Annotated in this window: 20 protein-coding genes; 2 read left to right on the forward strand and 18 right to left on the reverse strand. The window is 32.7% G+C overall.

The genetic code is table 11. From position 1 onward, the window contains the following. Positions 1-43 precede the first annotated feature (43 nt). From HNV08_RS09185 to HNV08_RS09225, 10 genes are all read right to left on the reverse strand, one after another. Entirely contained in the window at positions 44-1738 is a 1695-nt protein-coding gene (locus HNV08_RS09185) for a hypothetical protein (protein WP_173281002.1), read from the reverse strand. Between the two features lie 85 nt (positions 1739-1823). Further along, complete coding sequence (locus HNV08_RS09190) at positions 1824-2360, reverse strand: hypothetical protein (protein ID WP_173281003.1); 537 nt, start codon at positions 2358-2360, stop codon at positions 1824-1826. A 76-nt stretch (positions 2361-2436) separates the two neighbouring features. After that, complete coding sequence (locus tag HNV08_RS09195) at positions 2437-3672, reverse strand: DUF6638 family protein (protein ID WP_173281005.1); 1236 nt, start codon at positions 3670-3672, stop codon at positions 2437-2439. After that, positions 3669-4259 (reverse strand): NUDIX domain-containing protein, encoded by a 591-nt coding sequence (locus HNV08_RS09200; RefSeq protein WP_173281007.1) that lies wholly within the window; start codon positions 4257-4259, stop codon positions 3669-3671. Before HNV08_RS09200 ends, HNV08_RS09195 begins: the two co-directional genes overlap by 4 nt. Positions 4260-4282: 23 nt before the next feature. Further along, on the reverse strand, positions 4283-5611 hold the full coding sequence (locus HNV08_RS09205; protein ID WP_173281009.1) for a hypothetical protein: 1329 nt from the start codon (positions 5609-5611) through the stop codon (positions 4283-4285). 2 nt (positions 5612-5613) lie between these two features. Further along, positions 5614-7575: an AAA family ATPase gene (locus tag HNV08_RS09210; protein WP_173281011.1), complete on the reverse strand. Its 1962-nt coding sequence runs from the start codon at positions 7573-7575 to the stop codon at positions 5614-5616. Positions 7576-7736: 161 nt separating this feature from the next. After that, positions 7737-7928 carry a four helix bundle protein gene (locus HNV08_RS16425; protein ID WP_317170225.1) on the reverse strand — a complete coding sequence of 64 codons (192 nt, stop codon included), beginning with the start codon at positions 7926-7928 and terminating at the stop codon, positions 7737-7739. Next, positions 7912-8100, reverse strand: a complete 189-nt coding sequence (locus HNV08_RS16430) for a four helix bundle protein (protein ID WP_317170226.1) — start codon at positions 8098-8100, stop codon at positions 7912-7914. Before HNV08_RS16430 ends, HNV08_RS16425 begins: the two co-directional genes overlap by 17 nt. A gap of 50 nt (positions 8101-8150) precedes the next feature. Then, the gene (locus HNV08_RS09220; RefSeq protein ID WP_173281013.1) at positions 8151-9194 is read right to left on the reverse strand and encodes a hypothetical protein; all 1044 of its coding nucleotides are present in this window, start codon (positions 9192-9194) and stop codon (positions 8151-8153) included. 150 nt (positions 9195-9344) lie between these two features. Continuing rightward, positions 9345-10691, reverse strand: a complete 1347-nt coding sequence (locus HNV08_RS09225) for a microtubule-binding protein (protein WP_173281015.1) — start codon at positions 10689-10691, stop codon at positions 9345-9347. Positions 10692-11103: 412 nt separating this feature from the next. On the opposite strand from HNV08_RS09225, the gene HNV08_RS09230 reads away from it, so the two are divergent. Then, positions 11104-11328 (forward strand): hypothetical protein, encoded by a 225-nt coding sequence (locus HNV08_RS09230; protein WP_173281017.1) that lies wholly within the window; start codon positions 11104-11106, stop codon positions 11326-11328. Positions 11329-11546: 218 nt separating this feature from the next. On the opposite strand, the gene ettA is transcribed toward HNV08_RS09230, so the two are convergent. The 6 genes from ettA to HNV08_RS09260 form a co-directional block, all read right to left on the reverse strand. Beyond that, positions 11547-13238 carry an energy-dependent translational throttle protein EttA gene (ettA, locus tag HNV08_RS09235; RefSeq protein WP_173281018.1) on the reverse strand — a complete coding sequence of 564 codons (1692 nt, stop codon included), beginning with the start codon at positions 13236-13238 and terminating at the stop codon, positions 11547-11549. A 48-nt stretch (positions 13239-13286) separates the two neighbouring features. Then, entirely contained in the window at positions 13287-13469 is a 183-nt protein-coding gene (locus HNV08_RS09240) for a CAL67264 family membrane protein (protein ID WP_173281019.1), read from the reverse strand. A 109-nt stretch (positions 13470-13578) separates the two neighbouring features. Further along, a complete protein-coding gene (locus HNV08_RS09245; protein WP_173281020.1) occupies positions 13579-14304 on the reverse strand; it encodes a pirin family protein in 726 nt (241 codons plus the stop codon). Next, complete coding sequence (locus tag HNV08_RS09250) at positions 14301-14738, reverse strand: MarR family winged helix-turn-helix transcriptional regulator (protein ID WP_173281021.1); 438 nt, start codon at positions 14736-14738, stop codon at positions 14301-14303. Before HNV08_RS09250 ends, HNV08_RS09245 begins: the two co-directional genes overlap by 4 nt. Positions 14739-14781: 43 nt before the next feature. Beyond that, complete coding sequence (locus HNV08_RS09255) at positions 14782-15312, reverse strand: NADPH-dependent FMN reductase (RefSeq protein WP_173281022.1); 531 nt, start codon at positions 15310-15312, stop codon at positions 14782-14784. A 1-nt stretch (position 15313) separates the two neighbouring features. Next, positions 15314-15670, reverse strand: coding sequence for a DoxX family protein (locus HNV08_RS09260; RefSeq protein WP_173281023.1), 357 nt, complete (start codon positions 15668-15670; stop codon positions 15314-15316). A 149-nt stretch (positions 15671-15819) separates the two neighbouring features. Here HNV08_RS09260 and HNV08_RS09265 point away from each other — a divergent pair, with 149 nt between their 5' ends. Then, entirely contained in the window at positions 15820-17448 is a 1629-nt protein-coding gene (locus HNV08_RS09265) for an acyl-CoA carboxylase subunit beta (protein WP_173281024.1), read from the forward strand. Positions 17449-17536: 88 nt separating this feature from the next. Here HNV08_RS09265 and HNV08_RS09270 read toward each other — a convergent pair whose 3' ends face one another. Both HNV08_RS09270 and HNV08_RS09275 read right to left on the reverse strand, forming a co-directional pair. Further along, complete coding sequence (locus tag HNV08_RS09270) at positions 17537-17710, reverse strand: hypothetical protein (protein WP_173281025.1); 174 nt, start codon at positions 17708-17710, stop codon at positions 17537-17539. 97 nt (positions 17711-17807) lie between these two features. Beyond that, positions 17808-18170, reverse strand: a complete 363-nt coding sequence (locus HNV08_RS09275) for a methylglyoxal synthase (RefSeq protein WP_173281026.1) — start codon at positions 18168-18170, stop codon at positions 17808-17810. Between the last annotated feature and the right edge of the window lies 1 nt (position 18171).

An 18171-nucleotide genomic window follows, 5' to 3' on the forward strand; every position in this document is an offset into this window, starting at 1 on the left:
ACATAACAAGTCTTTCGATTTTTTTAAAGCTTCTACTAATTATTTATTGACCAGCCGCTTTTAACGAATCAATCTGTCGTTGTAACTTATTAATCACTTCAGTATTATCTTCCGTCTTTGGTATGCGCATTATAGAATCCATTTCTTGCTCCATAATATCTTCATCTTTTGGCACCTCTTTATAATAATATCCAATACCTTCACTTGCGCGCCAGGCTTCGTTTAGTTGATTATAAACTTCTTCATCCCAAGTACTTGGATGTTTTACATCAATCCAAATAACATCTCTATATTCGCTATCAATTAATACTAAATCTGGTGTAGCTGATCCATCAAATTGTTGTGCATTTTTTTCACTAATTGACGACACAGTACCTAAGAAAAACATGCGTTTTCTACCTGCAATATCTTTTATATAAGGTCTAAATTCTACAGGCGTATTCGCTGACCAATCATATTCTTTACGCGATTCCTTAACCTTTAAAGGCATTGCAGAAACACCAGCATAACCTTGCTTTTTTGAAGCATGATCGTAGTAATACAATTTATCTGTTCCGTCTGCAGGAATAAACACACTATAACTTAAACTTGTTCTTTCGTCACCAACAGGTTCTAAACCAAACCAATGATACAAGCCACTGAAGGCATCAGAATTTGAACCTGCAAAATCAAAATCCGTCACATAAGGTTGTTGGTTTTGATCTTTAGGCATTAATGGTATTTTAACCGCTGTTTCCATATTCCAAGGTAATGGATCACTAAAGCCTCCTAAAAACTTTAAAGATTCTGCTTCTAATTGCGATACTTTTTCTGATAAGGTATTTTGCTTGGTTAAAAACGGGTAATTCTTTATATCTTCTGGACAAACATAAGTACCTTTTCCTATGGTTATGCGCTCTAAATAATCATCAAAATCGTGTTCGCCGTTTTCAATAATCATGACACCTCCAAACGTTGGGTACGGAAAGAAAAAGCCCTTCCATTTTATTAAACTTACCACTTGTACCCATTGGTCGTTATCATTTTTCATATAAAACGTATCACTTGGCTCGTGATTAAATAACATCCAAGGATTAAAACGCTGCACTACAGCATTGTAGGTGTTTCTACTAAACTTTAAAGATTCACCAATAGAAAACGTAACGTCGATTCTGTTTTCATTTGAAAAACGTGGAAATGGTGTTGTACTGCTCACGGCAAATACTTCTTCTGTATTATCACTCATTTGCTGCATAACATACTTTTCACTTGGCTGTATCGCCATTGTCCATTTATTCTCAGTACCAATTCTTACTAAATGTGGTAAGGATACATCTTTGGTTTCACCTACACTTTCATTAGCCATTGAAAAAATGTTTCTTAATGGCTGTATGCGTTCGTTCTGAGTTAATGGCAATTCATTAATTTCAACTTTATTTAAACTATTAAATACGTTATAGGTTTTCATGTAATCGTACATTTTTAAATGCCATCCTACTCCATACAATAAACCAAAAAATATAATCAGTAATGCTAAAATGCCCAATCTTCCACCTGTGCTGGCTGATTTTCTGAATTTTCTCAATCCAAAGAAAAGCACCAATACACTGATGAGTATTACGAATATGTATTTACGTAGAAATAATAAAACAGGTTGGTAATCATCTCTAAAAAAGAACAGTAAGACTAATAATAGTAACACCACAAAAATTGTGATTCCCTTCTGTTTTCCGCCTTTATTCCAGTAATTTCTAATCATTTTAAATATTTTGTTGTTGTGATGCTTACTTGTTTCTAGTTAAATTTAAAATATCCTGAAAACAAGTTCAGGATGACACCATGTTTTACATAAGACCCTTATCTTTTAATCGGTCACGTGCGCTTGTTTTTTCAACTTCAGGTTGAGATGTTGTGTTTTCTTTAGCTGGTTCTACAACCACGTCATCTTTACTTTTTAAATCCTCTATAAAGTCTTTTCCTTTTTCTACAGCCTCGTCTACCATATCTCCAATAGAATCACTTTTTTCTTCTACCACCTCTGTGGTTTTTATTACAAAATTGGCTAAATATGTGCCTATTAAGGTTCCTAAGGCAAATGAAGCAAACGCCGAAATACCGTAATAACTGCTAAAAACGGCTATAGGAGTTAAAAATTCTACAACTAAAGCTGCCACTAAGACCAAACTAACGATAAATATGATACGAGGTAAAAGCGATTGTCTATAAACAAATCCTTTGGGATTATCTTTAGACATTTGTAACTCTTTACTATTGACTATTTTATTTAAAAAACGATAAACAGCATTACTATTCGATTCTCTCCAGTACAGAAAAATTCCGAATAAAATTGCAGATATAAATATGACGAGTTCTATTCCCATGGTTGTTTTATTTTAAGTTTCACTTTAGCTTTTTAACACCTGTAATGCTAACTACTATAAAATTAGTCTAATTTTATTAAATATTGTTACGGATACTTTCAATTACCCAATCTTTAAAGGAATCATCCCAAGTTTCATAATTTTTATAAAACTGCTCCTTATCATACCAATACAAGAATAATACGTCCTTAGGTGCAATATTAATGAGTAATTTATGAATTAAATCCCGATGCTCTGACGATAGCGAAGAATGTGGTTGATGCAATGAAAAATATAAAGATTGGTCTACAATATCTTCAATTTTAAAGGCATTGCTTCTTTCTAATTTTTCTAAATACAACTCCACACCCATGACTTGCTTTCTGGCTTTGATATCTATTTTGTTTAAATAACTTTTAAATAAAACCTTATCATTTAAAATGGTTTTAATTGGATGCTCTGTATCCTTCAAAAACTGAGCTAATTCATACTTTTTAATGCGCTCATAGTTAGACGTGTTTACCATGTGTTCTAAATCACATTCTATAATGATATGATCTGTAAGTTTAGCAATTAATTCAGGCTGTGCAATATGGTAAATTAATACATCATGTACTGTATCTTTTATGGCTTCTTTATAATACTCTAAACTTTCAAAAACTACAATTGGTTTTATAAAATCTCTAAGTAAATACACACCATCAAAAGCTCTAGTATAAAAAGAATCTGTTGAAAAATGCAAGGGATGAAGACTTAAATCTCTATCTCTTAAGTCGCCATATGTCTTTGCCGATTCTAACAGTTGCTTATGAATGTTTTCATCAATAAAATTATTATCTGTTCTAAAGGTATCTACCAACTTTAATTGGTCGCGTTGTACTTGCTCGAGATTATCAATGAGTCGGAATGTTATATTTACATTATCGTATTTGAGCACATCTAATGGCTCATAAAAAACATCTATATTTTGATCAAAATCTATACAAATGGCAGAATCTCTTGTAATATCATTGATTTTCTGACCATGGGTTCTAAACACATGTTGCATCATTTCTTTATCAAAGGAATGAAATGGCAGATACACAGGTTTTCCTTTTTGTAATGGCGAAATAATTATGCCATGCGGATTCGCATCACCATGATTTAAGTATTGTGTGTTCTTTTTTTCTTCTGCAATTTCCGGACTCCAACCAATACCATCGATATAAAATGATTTGAGTTTAGTTTCTTTAAATCCTAATGTTTTTAAACACTTGTTATAACGTTCTACAAGTTTACCACTTATAGAAATGAGTTCGCTTCTGTATAAATTTGCTTGTTTTAGTTTGTTCATTTTTGGGTCATCAAATTATTAATTTGAACATATTGCAATAGCATTATTGTTTTGGCATCAATAATCTCTTCTGTTTTAATCATCTCTATGGCTTTAGAAAACGGAATTTCTAAAACTTCAATTTCTTCATCTTCACTGTCTAATCCTCCACCTTGTGTAACCTTCATTTGTTCATTGTAACTAGCTATGAACAAGTACATTTTTTCGGTTATTGCGCCAGGTGATGTATATGCAGTAAGTACTTGCTCTGCCGTTTTAATGCTATAACCTACTTCCTCTTCTGCTTCTCGTATCACAGTTGCTAATGGACTATCATTATTATCAATTGCACCTGCACAAACTTCTATAGACATGCCTTCGTCCTTATGGACATCATAGATTGGCATTCTAAATTGTTTGGTTAATATTACAGTTCCATTTTGGACATTATAAAGTAATATTGCAGCGCCATGTCCTCTGTTATAGGTTTCTCTAGATAGTCGTTTCCATGCACCATTTTTAAACTGAAAATCGTAATCAATTCTATCTAATTTTGCCCAATCGTGAGACAGCGTTGTTTTTGTAATGTTTTTTAATTTATCCTTCATATGGATGTATCCTTAAGATAGATCTAATTGTTTTCTACGTAATAAAAAGGTATTGACCAAGACTTAATATTATCCTTGCTGTATTCTTTTTTTATAGTTATAGTCTGCATGCCAAAGGTTGCATCCTTTAAGGATACATAACCTATCACTCCAAATTGTTTTGTTACCGGATGCTTATATTTTAAGAAATCTGCATCCACTTTTTCATCATTTAAAAACACTGTATTATAGGTTTTATAACAGTTTAAAAAACTTAAACTACTCGCTTTTCGCTGTTCTGATTTCGTTAGATTTTCATCTTCTTTATAAGTTTCACAAGTGCCTTCTCGTAGTCTCTTTTCGTTATCAAAAATGGGAATAAAGACTTTAATTACTTTAGATTTTATAACGTCAGATGCAATTTCTGGCGCTAAAAGAAATGTGCTACTTGTATTTTCTGAGGCATAATAACTTGGGTATATTTTTAATTCATCTGCCTCAACACCAATTCCAGTTTTAATTAAATACGGAATGTTCGTTTTATTCATTTGAATAATAGCCAAAGGCATCCCAACAATTAAAAATGAGAGCATTAAATAAGCAAGCGATTTGTTCTTCTTAAAATTAGAACCAAAGATCATTGATACTTGAAGAATGGACTTATATAAAGGTCCAATCATAATCAGAGAGGTATATTTTACAGCTTTAAAATATAAAATCTGAAGACTTTCTTTTTCTCTATTTTTCTTCAAATTAGCTATGGTTCCAATAATTATTTGGAATAGCATGGCTCCAATAAATAAAACTAATGGAATTAAAAGAATTAGTGTAGGTACGAAATCTGATAATAAATTAAATAATAGCAGGTAAAGACAAGCCATTAAAGCCATATAAGCATACATCAGTAAAAATGTAAATGCTGCTGAAAAAATAACACTACACAACGCATCTACTTTTTTTATTGAATCTTCTAGTTTTGGAAGAATAGTGAGAATCTTTTCGGTATATATTTTTGAATACGCACTATCTTCTATACTATAATCTGGAAAAACAGAATTTAAACCTACTAAACCAATCCAATACGCACGAAGGAAAAAATGAATCACAAACATAGATGCCAAAATACTTATGGCAAATAACCCAATAAATAAAATAGCATAACCCACTAAATATTGACTAGGATTTAATACGTTAATAAACTTATTTGTGCCCCAATCAATTACATCAAACATCTGAAATATACCAAAAATAGCAATGGCAGAAACTAGTAATTCAGCTTCCCAACTTTCATCCTTTAGTCGTTGCAACCAACCTTTTGTAGGTTCTTTGGCCACTTTATCTATTTCTATGTCTTTGTTTATGTTCTCTTCCATGTTTAGCCTTTAATGCCAAATTGCTCACGAGCCTTAGTTTCAATATTCATTTGGTTCACTCTAGCATCTACTTTTCGTTTAAAGTCTGTATCTGCAATCGTTGCTACGTTATCTAAATATCTAATTACTTCTTGTCTTCTAATATCTGAAAAGTTTAAACCTTTCATGTTCGCCTTCATTAATTCTTGAAGCATATTAAATTTAGTCTCGTAATCTTTTTTGAAATACGTTTCAGGATTTTCAAACCAATCTTGTTCTAAATCGAAATCCGTCAAACGTAATGAAATGGCAGATTGAATATTTCTAACATCTCTTGACGAGAAAAACGGAAATATTTTCTGAATTTCTTTATATAATGCTGCATAAAACATATGGTCGTCGTTTTGATGTAATTTTTCAACCTTATCAAATGTAGCATGCACTCTTGCTTCCGAAGGATCCTCAATCGCATTAAGAATGTCTCCCATACTATTGGCTAACCCTTGGTCTGACAAATATTTGTACACTTCTGGGTCATTCATGTTTACAAAATCTGGCATAGTATCTTGTAATTTTTTCCACCAGATGTAATCTTGATCCAAAAAATCGTGTTCCGTACGTGCACCATCAATTTTAAATCTACCTTGTACTCTAGAAATTACCGCTTTATCTAACATTTCTGGCAAATTGGTAAATAAACCAATAGAACTGTTTCCATAATTTACAGCATAAGCGCCTTCTGTATATCTTAAAAACACACCAATTACTTCTTTTACACCTGCAGAAACACCTTGTGCTGTACGCTCTTGTAAGTTATTTTCGGCATCATCAATTGGTGCAAAAATTAATTTCGAAGGGTCTTGTAATGGCTTCATCCACTCTACCATTTTTTCGGCAGAACCACCTTGAAATGTTGATATCAAAGTATCTGGCATAGGATGAAATAAAAACGGAATATCTAAATTATCGGAATGTTCTTTAAGTCGGGTTGCAATAGCTGCAATTAGCATACTTTTTCCTGTACCAGGAATTCCGTAACCCATAAACACTGGCATAAATCCGCCTAATTCTTGAAATGGATTTTTCTTTGCTTCTATATCGTAACTCAATAAGCGCTCTGTTAAACGACGCGCAAAATGCTTGGCATCTTTATTACCTACAATTTGTTCAAACTGAATTTTATTAAATTCTACACTAACAGCTGTACCAGAAAAAGCATTATCCCAACCAGAAACCGCAAATTCTGAATTCTCTAATTTATACGTTCTATCAACTATGGTTTCTGTATATTCTAAGGCACTTTTACGTAATTGAATTTCTGCAATTAACGCTTCAAAATAAACCACTGTAAAATCAATTACATCCTTGTCTGATTTAATAATTTCAGGATGCCCTAAATACTTATCGTAATAAAATAACTGACAAGAAATTCCTTTTAAAGGCGTTAATAATGATACTTCGGGAATACCTGCAAACTTTTGTTTCATCACCGATAAATCATCTGAAGCATATGGTTTTAAATCATGAAGAATTTTATATGCTGTTGAAAATAACATAAAAGCCGTTGCTGTATGCATTTTGCTTTCATATTCCCGTCTTCCTGAGCTATCTAATGCCGATTTATTCTCACTTAAACTCGATAAGCCTGAAGCGTCATAGAATGAATCTTTTATCCAAATGCCTAGCGTTAATCCTTCTTGAACCGCAAACAAAGCTTGATTTAAATAAATAGGAAGCGCTACAGACTCAGGTAACAAACGTTTTTTTAATGCTAAAATGGTTTTAGACACTGAAGTGACATTAACGTTGCTACCATTATTTGCTCTAGACAAATACAACAAAATAGATTCGTCTTTGGCATCTGCATCTTTATTTTTTGCACGTTGACTTTGCTCCCATTGAATGGATTTTAGATAGGTTGTCGCTTCATCGCGAAGCATGTCTAATTCATTTTGTTTTATAGGGAAGGTTGAGTTGTGTTCCATTTTTATTTAGTATTCAGTTTACAGTCTTCAGTCCTCAGTATTTACTGTAGTGACTTACTGTTGCTTTTTTTATATATTTTAAAACTTAATTTATTATATGATGAAATAACATCTACTGTAATTGCCAACTGTGGACTGAATACTTGCAGACTTTTTCATTTTTATATTCCGAATTTATTGAGATTCTTCATCATATAATTGATAAGCTTTCCTATTTCTTCGCTTTTATATTGTAATTCTTGTTTCTTTTCTTCTGAAATATACCCACATGCTAATGAAAAATCTAACCATAATTGAGTTTCCGAATTTTCACTATCTGCATCAGATAATTTACTTCTAACAATGCTTTTCATATTGACGCTTTCTATAAGCTTCAGCAATATTTGAACAAACAGCACTACTCGACCTTACCATTTGGGGCGTTAAACCAAACATTTCAGATTTAGGAAATTCCTTAGTCAATTGAAAAACCACCATTGCCAATTCGAATCCTTTTTGATAAGCCAATAATGTTTTAAACGACATGTTCAATTTTCCTATATTCTACTGCCAACTACATACTAATCACTGAAGACTTATTTCATTTCTAACTCCGAAATTTGAATCGGACTCTGCGCTAACTTATTCATAATCTCTGGTGTTTTGTTATATAGTAATTGTATAATTCTATGTGGTGCAAATATGTAACGTTGCTTAAAAATAGCATCCCAACGTTGAAAGGTTTGTTTACTAAAAAAACTGCCTTCTCTAAATTCACTACCAGATTTTAATTCGTCTATTTTAAATGAAATTGCATAAGATTCTAAAGGCACTTCTTTATTGGCAATACTTTGCAAAATAGCATGCGTTACTTTGTTTTCGTCCTTGGCAAACACATTATGAATTGGACCTAAATCTATACGTCGGATACGCTTAGGAAAAACTTTTGGCAAACGTTTATCTATAGCATAAGCCATAGTATCTAAATTCATATCACGATCAGCCGCATTTTTAAGAACCGAATACAATTCGTCTTTATAATCTTGAATATTTTTACCATCGTAATTAAAGTACATATAGCAAATGTATGGTCTGTTATGCGATACATCGTAAAAGCTCCAACTAACCAAATAGTCTTCTTCCACTTCTGCTGGTGCTTGCATTATTTTACCTTGTACAAAACGATTAAAAATATATTCCTTCTTTGCAGAGGTATAATATACTATAGATGATGCTTGAAAGAGTTTGCGTTTAGCGATAGGCTCTTTTTTCCGCATTAAAGTATCTAAAAACTCATCTTTTAGGGTTTCTACATCTGTAAGTTTGCCAAGATACTCTTCACGTAATTCTAAATCATTAAATAAATATCTAAACTCAAGATAATTCGGAAAACCGGAATCTGTTAAATCCACCTTCATATTTTCCTCGTCATCATACATGTATTTTACACGCATGGCTTCAATGGAATACAACAACAAATCACTGTATTGCTTAAATAATTGAACCTCTTGGTTGTTTAGAATTTGTTTTTCTTGAACCGCATAAATAAGTTCTTTTAATGTGAAGTCTATCATTTTGTGATAAAACACATACTGTTCTTTGGAATCTAGTATTGCGGAATCTAAGGGTGTAACTATCATTGTGGTTGGTAGTTGGCAATATTCAGTTTACAGTACACTTCCAATATTTGAAAGGCACTATTTAAAATTATTAAAGACGTTATAGCGTTTGGTCATAGTATTCAATCCGTATTTAATACCAACTGAATACTAAAAACCAACAACTATTTTTTATCCTAAAAGGTCATCGTCAGTAGACTCTGGCTTTGGTGCGTCTGCTGGCTCACCTGCGCCATCATTTGCTGGTGCATTTCCATCTGCTGCGTAATAATCCTCAAAAATCTCTTTCATATCGATTCCGTAACGGTCTGCAAAATTAGACTGGATAGACTTATCCTTTTCTCTAATTTCTTGTAACGCTTCAGCATAACTTCCATAAACACCTTGCATCACTTTTTCGTGTACAGGAATATTGTCCATCATTTCTTGACGTGCTTTAGCACTTGCCGTATGCATTGCAGCTAAAGTTTCGCCAATATGCTCATCCGTTTTAACACCTAAGTGCTCTAAAATAGCTGCGAATTCTTGGTCTGTACGTGCTTTTAATGCTACAACGTAACCATCGTAATACTTAAGACGCTCGTCTGTATCACTCTTTAATTTTGCTCTATGCGTTTGTAAATTACTACGTAAAGAGGTTAATACTTTAATAGTAAGATTGTGTTTGTGTACAAAACTATCTTTTGAAGCGGCTAAAGTTGTATAAGCATTTTTAAGCCCTTCTAATTCTTCAACTTTTTGCTCTAAAGTGGTTACTTTACCTAAGGCATCTGAGTATTCTGTAGATTGCTTATCTGCAACTTCTTCTAAAGCTTGACGTGCTTGCTTTAATAAAGCGTATTGTTCTTCTAACTTATCCTCTACTTCTTTTTTCTTTTGAAGCGCTTTTGTATGGTTATTAGAAGCTTCAACTATTGCTGTTTTTAAACTTTCTTCTACTTCCTTTATTTCAATTTCTCTGTCCTTTAAACGCTTTATTGCAGCTTGACTTTTAAATGATAATTCATTTAATAAGGTTTGAACATCAGCCGTTTCAATACGTTGCTGAAACATAGCTTTCGCTTTATTATCTGAAGCATCACGCTCTTTTTGAGCATTTAATAACTCTTGCTCAGCATCTTTAATTTTGCTTTTTCGTCCCCAAAGATTATTCCACCATGTATCTGGCTTATTATTGGCATCTTCAAGTTCTACCTTAGCACGCTCTAAACGTTTTACTGCATCGTCTATTACTTTTTGTTCTTCTGCGTTTAAAGCCGAAAATCCTTCAAACATAATACCAACTTCATCTTGGTAATCTGTTAAGTCTTTTATAGCGTCTAATAAAGTAGTCCTGTCTTTTTCTGCCATATCTACAACATTATCTAATGTTGCATTTAATATTTTCTGACGGCTTTCTGGATCATCTTCTTGAGCCAATTTAGACTTCATTTGGTCAATGGCTTTTCCCCAATTTACATCTACTTTTTCAGTTTTTTCGTTGGAATTTGTTTCTAATAAATCAAAATCATCAGACATATTTGTGTAGTATTATTAAGTTGAACAATTTAAGGATAACAATTTCGGTAAATTTTTAAGACTATAAAAACTTTACTTACTAAATTATATGTATGGTCAAGGATTAAATTGTTACAATTTTCTTGAATATTTTTAATGAACCTTTTAATATTAGCATCTGACTTATAAAAGAATCTAAATAAAAACGAGTTTTAGACCTCAATCTTTAATTATTTTTTGTTAAAAATATTAATTATTAACAATTCATCTAACCTACAGAGACACCATTAAACACTGTTGTTTGTCCGATTTTAAAGTCCTTTTATCGAGTAAATTGTTAACTACATTTAGTAAATAATTTAAAATTAAGCATTTAAAAAAAATATTATTTTCTATATTAGCGCTTTAGAACCCCAAGTCTAAACCAAATTCTATGCTTATTCAACTACTTTCTAAGGCTTTGATTGTGACAACAACACAACTAACCATTATACTTATATCAGTAGCCACAGTTTTTTTTGTACTCATTACCATTGCTATTATTAAAATGTATAGGTTAAAAGCTGAGAACAAAAAATTAATGCAAACTAATGCATTTAAAGATTACGAAAACTCCACGGAAGAAACACCAAGTGGTCATCTCTATGGAGACAACTAATTTTTAGTCGGTTAGCTTAGTTGAATTTCTACTTATAATAGTCCTAGATTACAATAGTAAAACAGCTTAGACCTCTATTATATGGTTATTTGAAATTTGTAGAACGTACAATATTAGATAACACATATAAATAACTTAGGCATCATCCAAAATCTCACATAATTAAAAAGAGCCAACATCATGTTGGCTCTTTTTGTATCCTATAGAAATTGCTTTGATTAACGAACCAATTTCTTGTACTTTATGCGTTTAGGCATCAAGTCGCCACCTAAACGTTTCTTCTTATTTTCTTCATAATCACTAAAGCCTCCTTCAAAGAAATAAACCTGAGAATCGCCTTCAAAAGCTAAAATATGAGTACAAATTCTATCTAAGAACCATCTATCGTGACTGATGACTACTGCACAACCAGCAAAATTCTCCAAACCTTCCTCTAATGCTCGTAATGTATTGACATCTAAATCATTAGTTGGCTCATCTAAAAGTAACACATTACCCTCTTCTTTAAGCGTCATTGCTAAATGCAAACGGTTTCTTTCTCCTCCAGATAACAATTTAACTTTCTTGTTTTGCTCACCTCCAGAGAAGTTAAAACGACTTAAATAGGCTCTAGAATTAACTTCCTTTCCACCCATTAACACCAACTCTTGTTCATCACTAAAATTTTGCCAAATGGTTTTTTCTGGGTCTATATTAGAATGTTTTTGATCAACGTAAGCAATCTTTGCAGTTTCACCTACTTTAAACTCTCCTTTATCAGGCGTTTCTTCACCCATTATCATTCTGAATATTGTGGTTTTACCAGCACCATTTGGCCCAATAACACCAACAATACCTGCTTGCGGAAGGTTAAAGTTTAAATCATCATATAATAATTTATCATCATAGCCTTTAGCAACACTAGCAGCTTCAATAACATTGGTACCTAATCGTGGTCCATTTGGTATATAAATTTCTAATTTTTCATCAAGTTGTTTTTGATCTTGACTCATTAATTTATCATAGTTCTTCAAACGTGCCTTTTGCTTGGTTTGTCTTCCTTTGGCACCTTGACGTACCCAATCGAGCTCGCGTTCTAATGTTTTCTGACGTTTTGACGCTGTTTTGCTCTCTTGCGCCATACGCTTAGATTTTTGATCTAACCAAGATGAGTAGTTCCCTTTCCAAGGAATACCTTCACCTCTATCGAGTTCTAAAATCCAGCCTGCTACGTTATCTAAAAAATATCTATCGTGCGTTACAGCAATAACAGTGCCTTTATACTGCGCTAAATGATGCTCTAACCAATGTACAGACTCTGCATCTAAGTGGTTGGTAGGCTCATCTAATAATAAAACATCTGGTTCTTTAAGCAATAAGCGACAAAGCGCAACACGACGACGTTCTCCTCCAGATAACACGCCTATTTTTTTATTACCATCTGGTGTTCTTAAGGCATCCATGGCTATTTCTAGCTTCGTATCTAATTCCCATGCGCCTGCAGCATCAATTTGATCTTGTAATTCGGCCTGACGATTCATTAGTTTTTCCATTTTATCAGGATCACTATAGACTTCTTCTAAACCAAATTGATCATTAATACTATTGTATTCATCGAGAATAGCAACGGTTTCTGCCGCGCCTTCTCGTACCACTTCCATAACTGTTTTATCGTCATCTAATTGTGGCTCTTGCTCTAAATAACCAACGGTGTAACCAGGCTGAAAAACAACATCACCTTGATAATTTTTATCAACACCAGCTATAATCTTTAATAATGTAGATTTACCAGAACCGTTAAGTCCTAGAATACCAATCTTAGCACCATAGAAAAAACTTAAGTAGATATTTTTTAAAACAGGTGTGTTTGCTCCAGAAAATGTCTTGGTAAGACCAGACATTGCAAAAATCACTTTTTTATCGTCACTCATAATAAAATTTTAAAAGTTTGTAGTTATAAAATCAATAAAACGGCAAAATTACACTCTACCTTTTAAGGCATTAAACACCCATGAAATACAGAAAAAACCACCACCTACAGCAGCAAATCCCCAACCTGCAACATCATCATATCTAAATGCTCCTAGAGCTATTAATCCACATCCTACAAATATCATAATCCATGTAGCCCAAGCTAGTACTGTGTTCTTATTCATCGCCATACGCTTTATCTTTATTTTAGTTAATTAGTTAGTTGAAATACAAATATCGTATTTTAAATAAAAAAGCACCACAAAATGTGATGCTTATATTAGTAATACTATTAAAAAATTACAAATTTATCATAGGAACTTCTATAAATAACAATGCACTTGCCGCTTTTGTTGAGACATCAAAATGCTCTGTATCTGAAATTCCAATGGCATCTCGTGTAGACAATTCCTCATTAGCGATGACAACATCTCCAGAAATGTTAAGAACATAAACACCATATTTTTTGTGCTTTAAGTGATACTCAAATGTTTCATTTTCTAATAAGTCAATCCTAGATATTTTAGCATCTTGATGAATTTTTAAGGAATCTGTATCAGCATCATTAAAAGATGTTACTAAAGTTTGAAGTTGTCCATGTCTATCTTCAGCTTTAAATACCTTTTGATCATAACGCGGTTTTACATTTCTTTCATCTGGAATAATCCAAATTTGAAACAAACCTAATTCTTCATTTACAGAACCGTTAATTTCAGAATGTTGAATTCCTGTACCTGCGGACATAACTTGCACTTCGCTTGGCACAACAGTTTGCCAATCCTCATGCATATTATCACGATGTTTAAGAACACCTTTTAATGGAATGGTAATAATTTCCATATTATCGTGTGGATGTGTACCAAATCCCATTTTTGGTGCGATGATATCATCATTTAAAACTCTTAAAGCGCCAAAGTGAATTCTATCAGGATTATACCAATTTGCAAAACTAAAGGAGTGACTCGCTTGTAACCAACCATGATCTGCAAATCCTCTACTCTCTGCTTTATGAATTACTTTTTTCATCTTAATTTATCTAATAAATCACTCAATTGTGATGCTTCTTCTTCAGTTAAATTTTGAAAGCTATTTTTCCTATCTGTTTTAGCTATCTGCTCCAACAAATTTAAGCCTTCATCAGTAATATTAATATGCACTACACGCCTATCATTTGGGCAAGCAATGCGTTCTATTAAATTTTTTGCATGAAGTTTATCCATTAAGCGTGTAGCATTTGGTGATCTTTCAATCATGCGCTCCTTTATCGTTTGAACTTTTAAAGGTTCACCTGCTCCTTTTAAAATTCTTAACACATTATATTGCTGTGATGAAATTTTAAAAGGCTTAAAAAATGCTGATTGATGACTATTAATCCAATTCGCAGTGTACAAAATGTTAAGCATTGCTTTTACTTTTTGATTCGGAAATGTTGAATTAATGTCTTTAGAAAAATCGCCCATATATTTTGAATAATTTCGTTTTATAAAGTATTATAGGAGAAACTTATAGAGCGTCTTCAAATTTCTTAACCTGTTCTAATAACTGTGTATTTAAAGCCTCATCGCTAACTTTTCCTTCCGCAAAATTAGCGTAAAAAGAAGGTAATGAAAACGCGCCTACAATTTGTGCATCATGATATGGAAATCTACCTTTTGCTATATCTAAAACTGTAGCTCCTCCTCTAGCTCCAGGAGAAGTTGCCATTAATAGCATTGGCTTATTCAGAAAAGTTTTTTGCTCAATACGAGAAATCCAATCAAATAAGTTTTTAAATACTACACTATATGCACCATTATGCTCTGCCAACGAAAGAATAATACCATCAGAATTTTTAATGGCCTCTACAAAACGCTTTGCGTTTTCAGGAAAACCATCTTCTTGCTCAACATCGACACTATACAGTGGAAGTTCAAAATCGTTTAAATCTAAAACATCTACTGTTACATCTTTAACTAAACTAGCGGCAAAACCAGCCAGTTGCTTGTTTATAGATTGTTTACTATTACTACCTGCAAATGCTATAATATGTTTCATATTAATTTTGTGTTTTTTTGTTAAATATATACGATATAATTAAAAGTATCATGGCTATTAATGCACTTGTTTGTCCACCATCACTAATCATAAAATGCGCAAAAAAGGCTAAAATGAATGCAAAGCAAAAACCTGCATAAGCCCATTCTTTGATAGTCTTAAATTTTGGATTCCAGATTGAAAACAGACCCAATAATTTTGCCACAGCATATGGATATATTATATAGGTTGGATACCCAAATTTTGAAAACATAACAGATACATCCTCATGTTTAAAAATATACATACTTACAGAAAACAACATTAATAATGTTAATAATGCTGTAGAAACATAGAAAATAATTTTATTTCTCTTCATTTTTTAAATATTTAATTAGAGTACAAATATATAAAAATTTATATATATATATTCCTAGGAATATATTTCCATGTAATGCTTTTTAAAAAAATAATAACTTTCCAAAAATAGTTTCGTTTTGTAAATTCGTACAAAACAAACCAGAATTAATGGATATCAAATTCAATCAAAACGAAGATTACAATAAGCTTTTATTATCTGATTTAAAGAAACGTCTCGCCAAAGTAAAATTAGGTGGTGGCGAAAAAAGTATTGAAAAGCATAAATCTAAAGGCAAGATGACTGCAAGAGAACGTATTGATTATCTATTAGATCCCAAAGCTAAATCTATTGAAATTGGTGCATTTGCTGGTGAAGGTATGTATGCGCAATATGGTGGATGCCCTTCTGGAGGTGTTGTAGTAAAAATGGGCTATGTACAAGGCAAGCAATGTATTGTTGTCGCCAATGACGCTACTGTAAAAGCGGGTGCATGGTTCCCTATCACTGGAAAGAAAAATTTACGCGCTCAAGAAATTGCTATAGAAAACAGATTGCCTATCATTTATTTGGTAGACAGTGCTGGTGTTTTTCTTCCTATGCAAGATGAAATTTTCCCAGACAAGGAACATTTTGGTCGAATTTTCAGAAATAATGCGGTAATGAGCAGTATGGGAATTACCCAAATAGCCGCAGTTATGGGCAGTTGTGTTGCTGGTGGTGCCTATTTACCTATAATGAGTGATGAAGCTTTAATTGTAGATAAAACAGGAAGTATTTTCCTTGCAGGTAGTTATTTGGTTAAAGCAGCTATTGGTGAATCTATAGATAATGAAACCTTAGGTGGCGCAACAACACATTGTGAAATTTCTGGAGTCACGGATTATAAAGCTAAAGATGACAAAGATGCGCTAGACAAGATTAAATCTATTATAGATAAAATTGGTGATTTTGATAACGCAGGTTATAACAGAACCGAAGTTAAAAAGCCAAAAGAAAATCCTCAAGACATCTATGGCATACTTCCAAAAAGTCGTGCCGACCAATACGATATGAAAGACATCATAAAACGACTGGTTGATAATTCAGAATTTGAAGAGTATAAAGAAGATTACGGAAAAACCATCATTACTGCTTATGCACGAATTGAGGGTTGGGCTGTTGGTATTGTGGCTAACCAAAGAAAATTAGTAAAAACCAAGAAAGGCGAAATGCAATTTGGAGGTGTCATTTATAATGATTCTGCTGACAAAGCAACACGTTTTATTGCTAATTGTAATCAGAAAAAAATTCCGTTAGTATTCTTACAAGATGTGACCGGTTTTATGGTAGGAAGCAAATCTGAACACAGTGGCATAATTAAAGATGGTGCCAAAATGGTTAATGCCGTAAGTAATTCTGTGGTGCCAAAATTTACCATTGTATTAGGCAATAGTTATGGCGCAGGAAATTATGCCATGTGTGGAAAAGCGTATGATCCTAGATTAATTGCTGCATGGCCAAGTGCAGAACTTGCCGTAATGAGTGGCAATTCTGCCGCAAAAGTTTTATTACAAATTGAAACGGCTTCTCTTAAAAAGAAAGGCGAAACAATTACTAAAGAAAAAGAAGAGGAATTATACAATAAGATAAAATCGAGATACGATGACCAGGTTTCTCCTTATTATGCAGCTTCAAGAATTTGGACTGATGGTGTCATAGATCCATTAGATACCAGAACTTGGATTTCTATGGGTATTGAAGCCGCCAACCACGCTCCTATTGAAAAACCATTTAATATGGGAGTTTTGCAGGTTTAACGCTTAATGACCACAAATATGTAATAAAAAAAGAGCGCAAATTTTAAATTTGCGCTCTTTTTTATATTTATAAACTTCTACCCTAAGGTTAAGCAAGTCTTTTCGCTTTCTTTTCTTCTTTAATTTCTTTTAAACGCTCAATAGCCGAACCAAATACCCAGTAAGGAATTACAAAAGTAATAAGGAAAATCATTAACCAAAATCCAATAGTTAATATGGTTAAAAATGCTAAAAATCCTAAATATTGATCAAATTCGAACATAATTTTTGTTTCGTTTACGTTTTAAAGGTACAAAGATATAACCAAAATATAAGTTTTACAACAGGCTTGCCTAGTTTTATTAACAGGTTATTAAAAATTATATGGCTTTAATCAGTAATTCAGCAGTTGCTGGATTGGTCGCCAATGGTACATTATGAACATCGCACAGTCTCATTAGCATTAAAATATCTGGCTCATGAGGATGACGATCTAAAGGATCTCTAAAAAATAATACCATATCACATTGACCCTCAGCTACTCTAGCTGCAATCTGCGCATCACCACCTAAAGGACCAGACAAAAGGGCATTAACTTTTAAACCTGCTTTACTTACTTTTTTACCTGTAGTTCCGGTAGAAATTAATGTTATATTTTTCTGTTTTAAAATGGCACTATGATGGTTGAGAAACTGAACCATTTCTGCTTTTTTGCCATCATGTGCAATAATTGCAATTTCCATA

Origin of the sequence: Winogradskyella eckloniae, from assembly GCF_013249045.1 — a bacterium.
GTDB classification, from domain to species: Bacteria; Bacteroidota; Bacteroidia; order Flavobacteriales; family Flavobacteriaceae; genus Winogradskyella; species Winogradskyella eckloniae.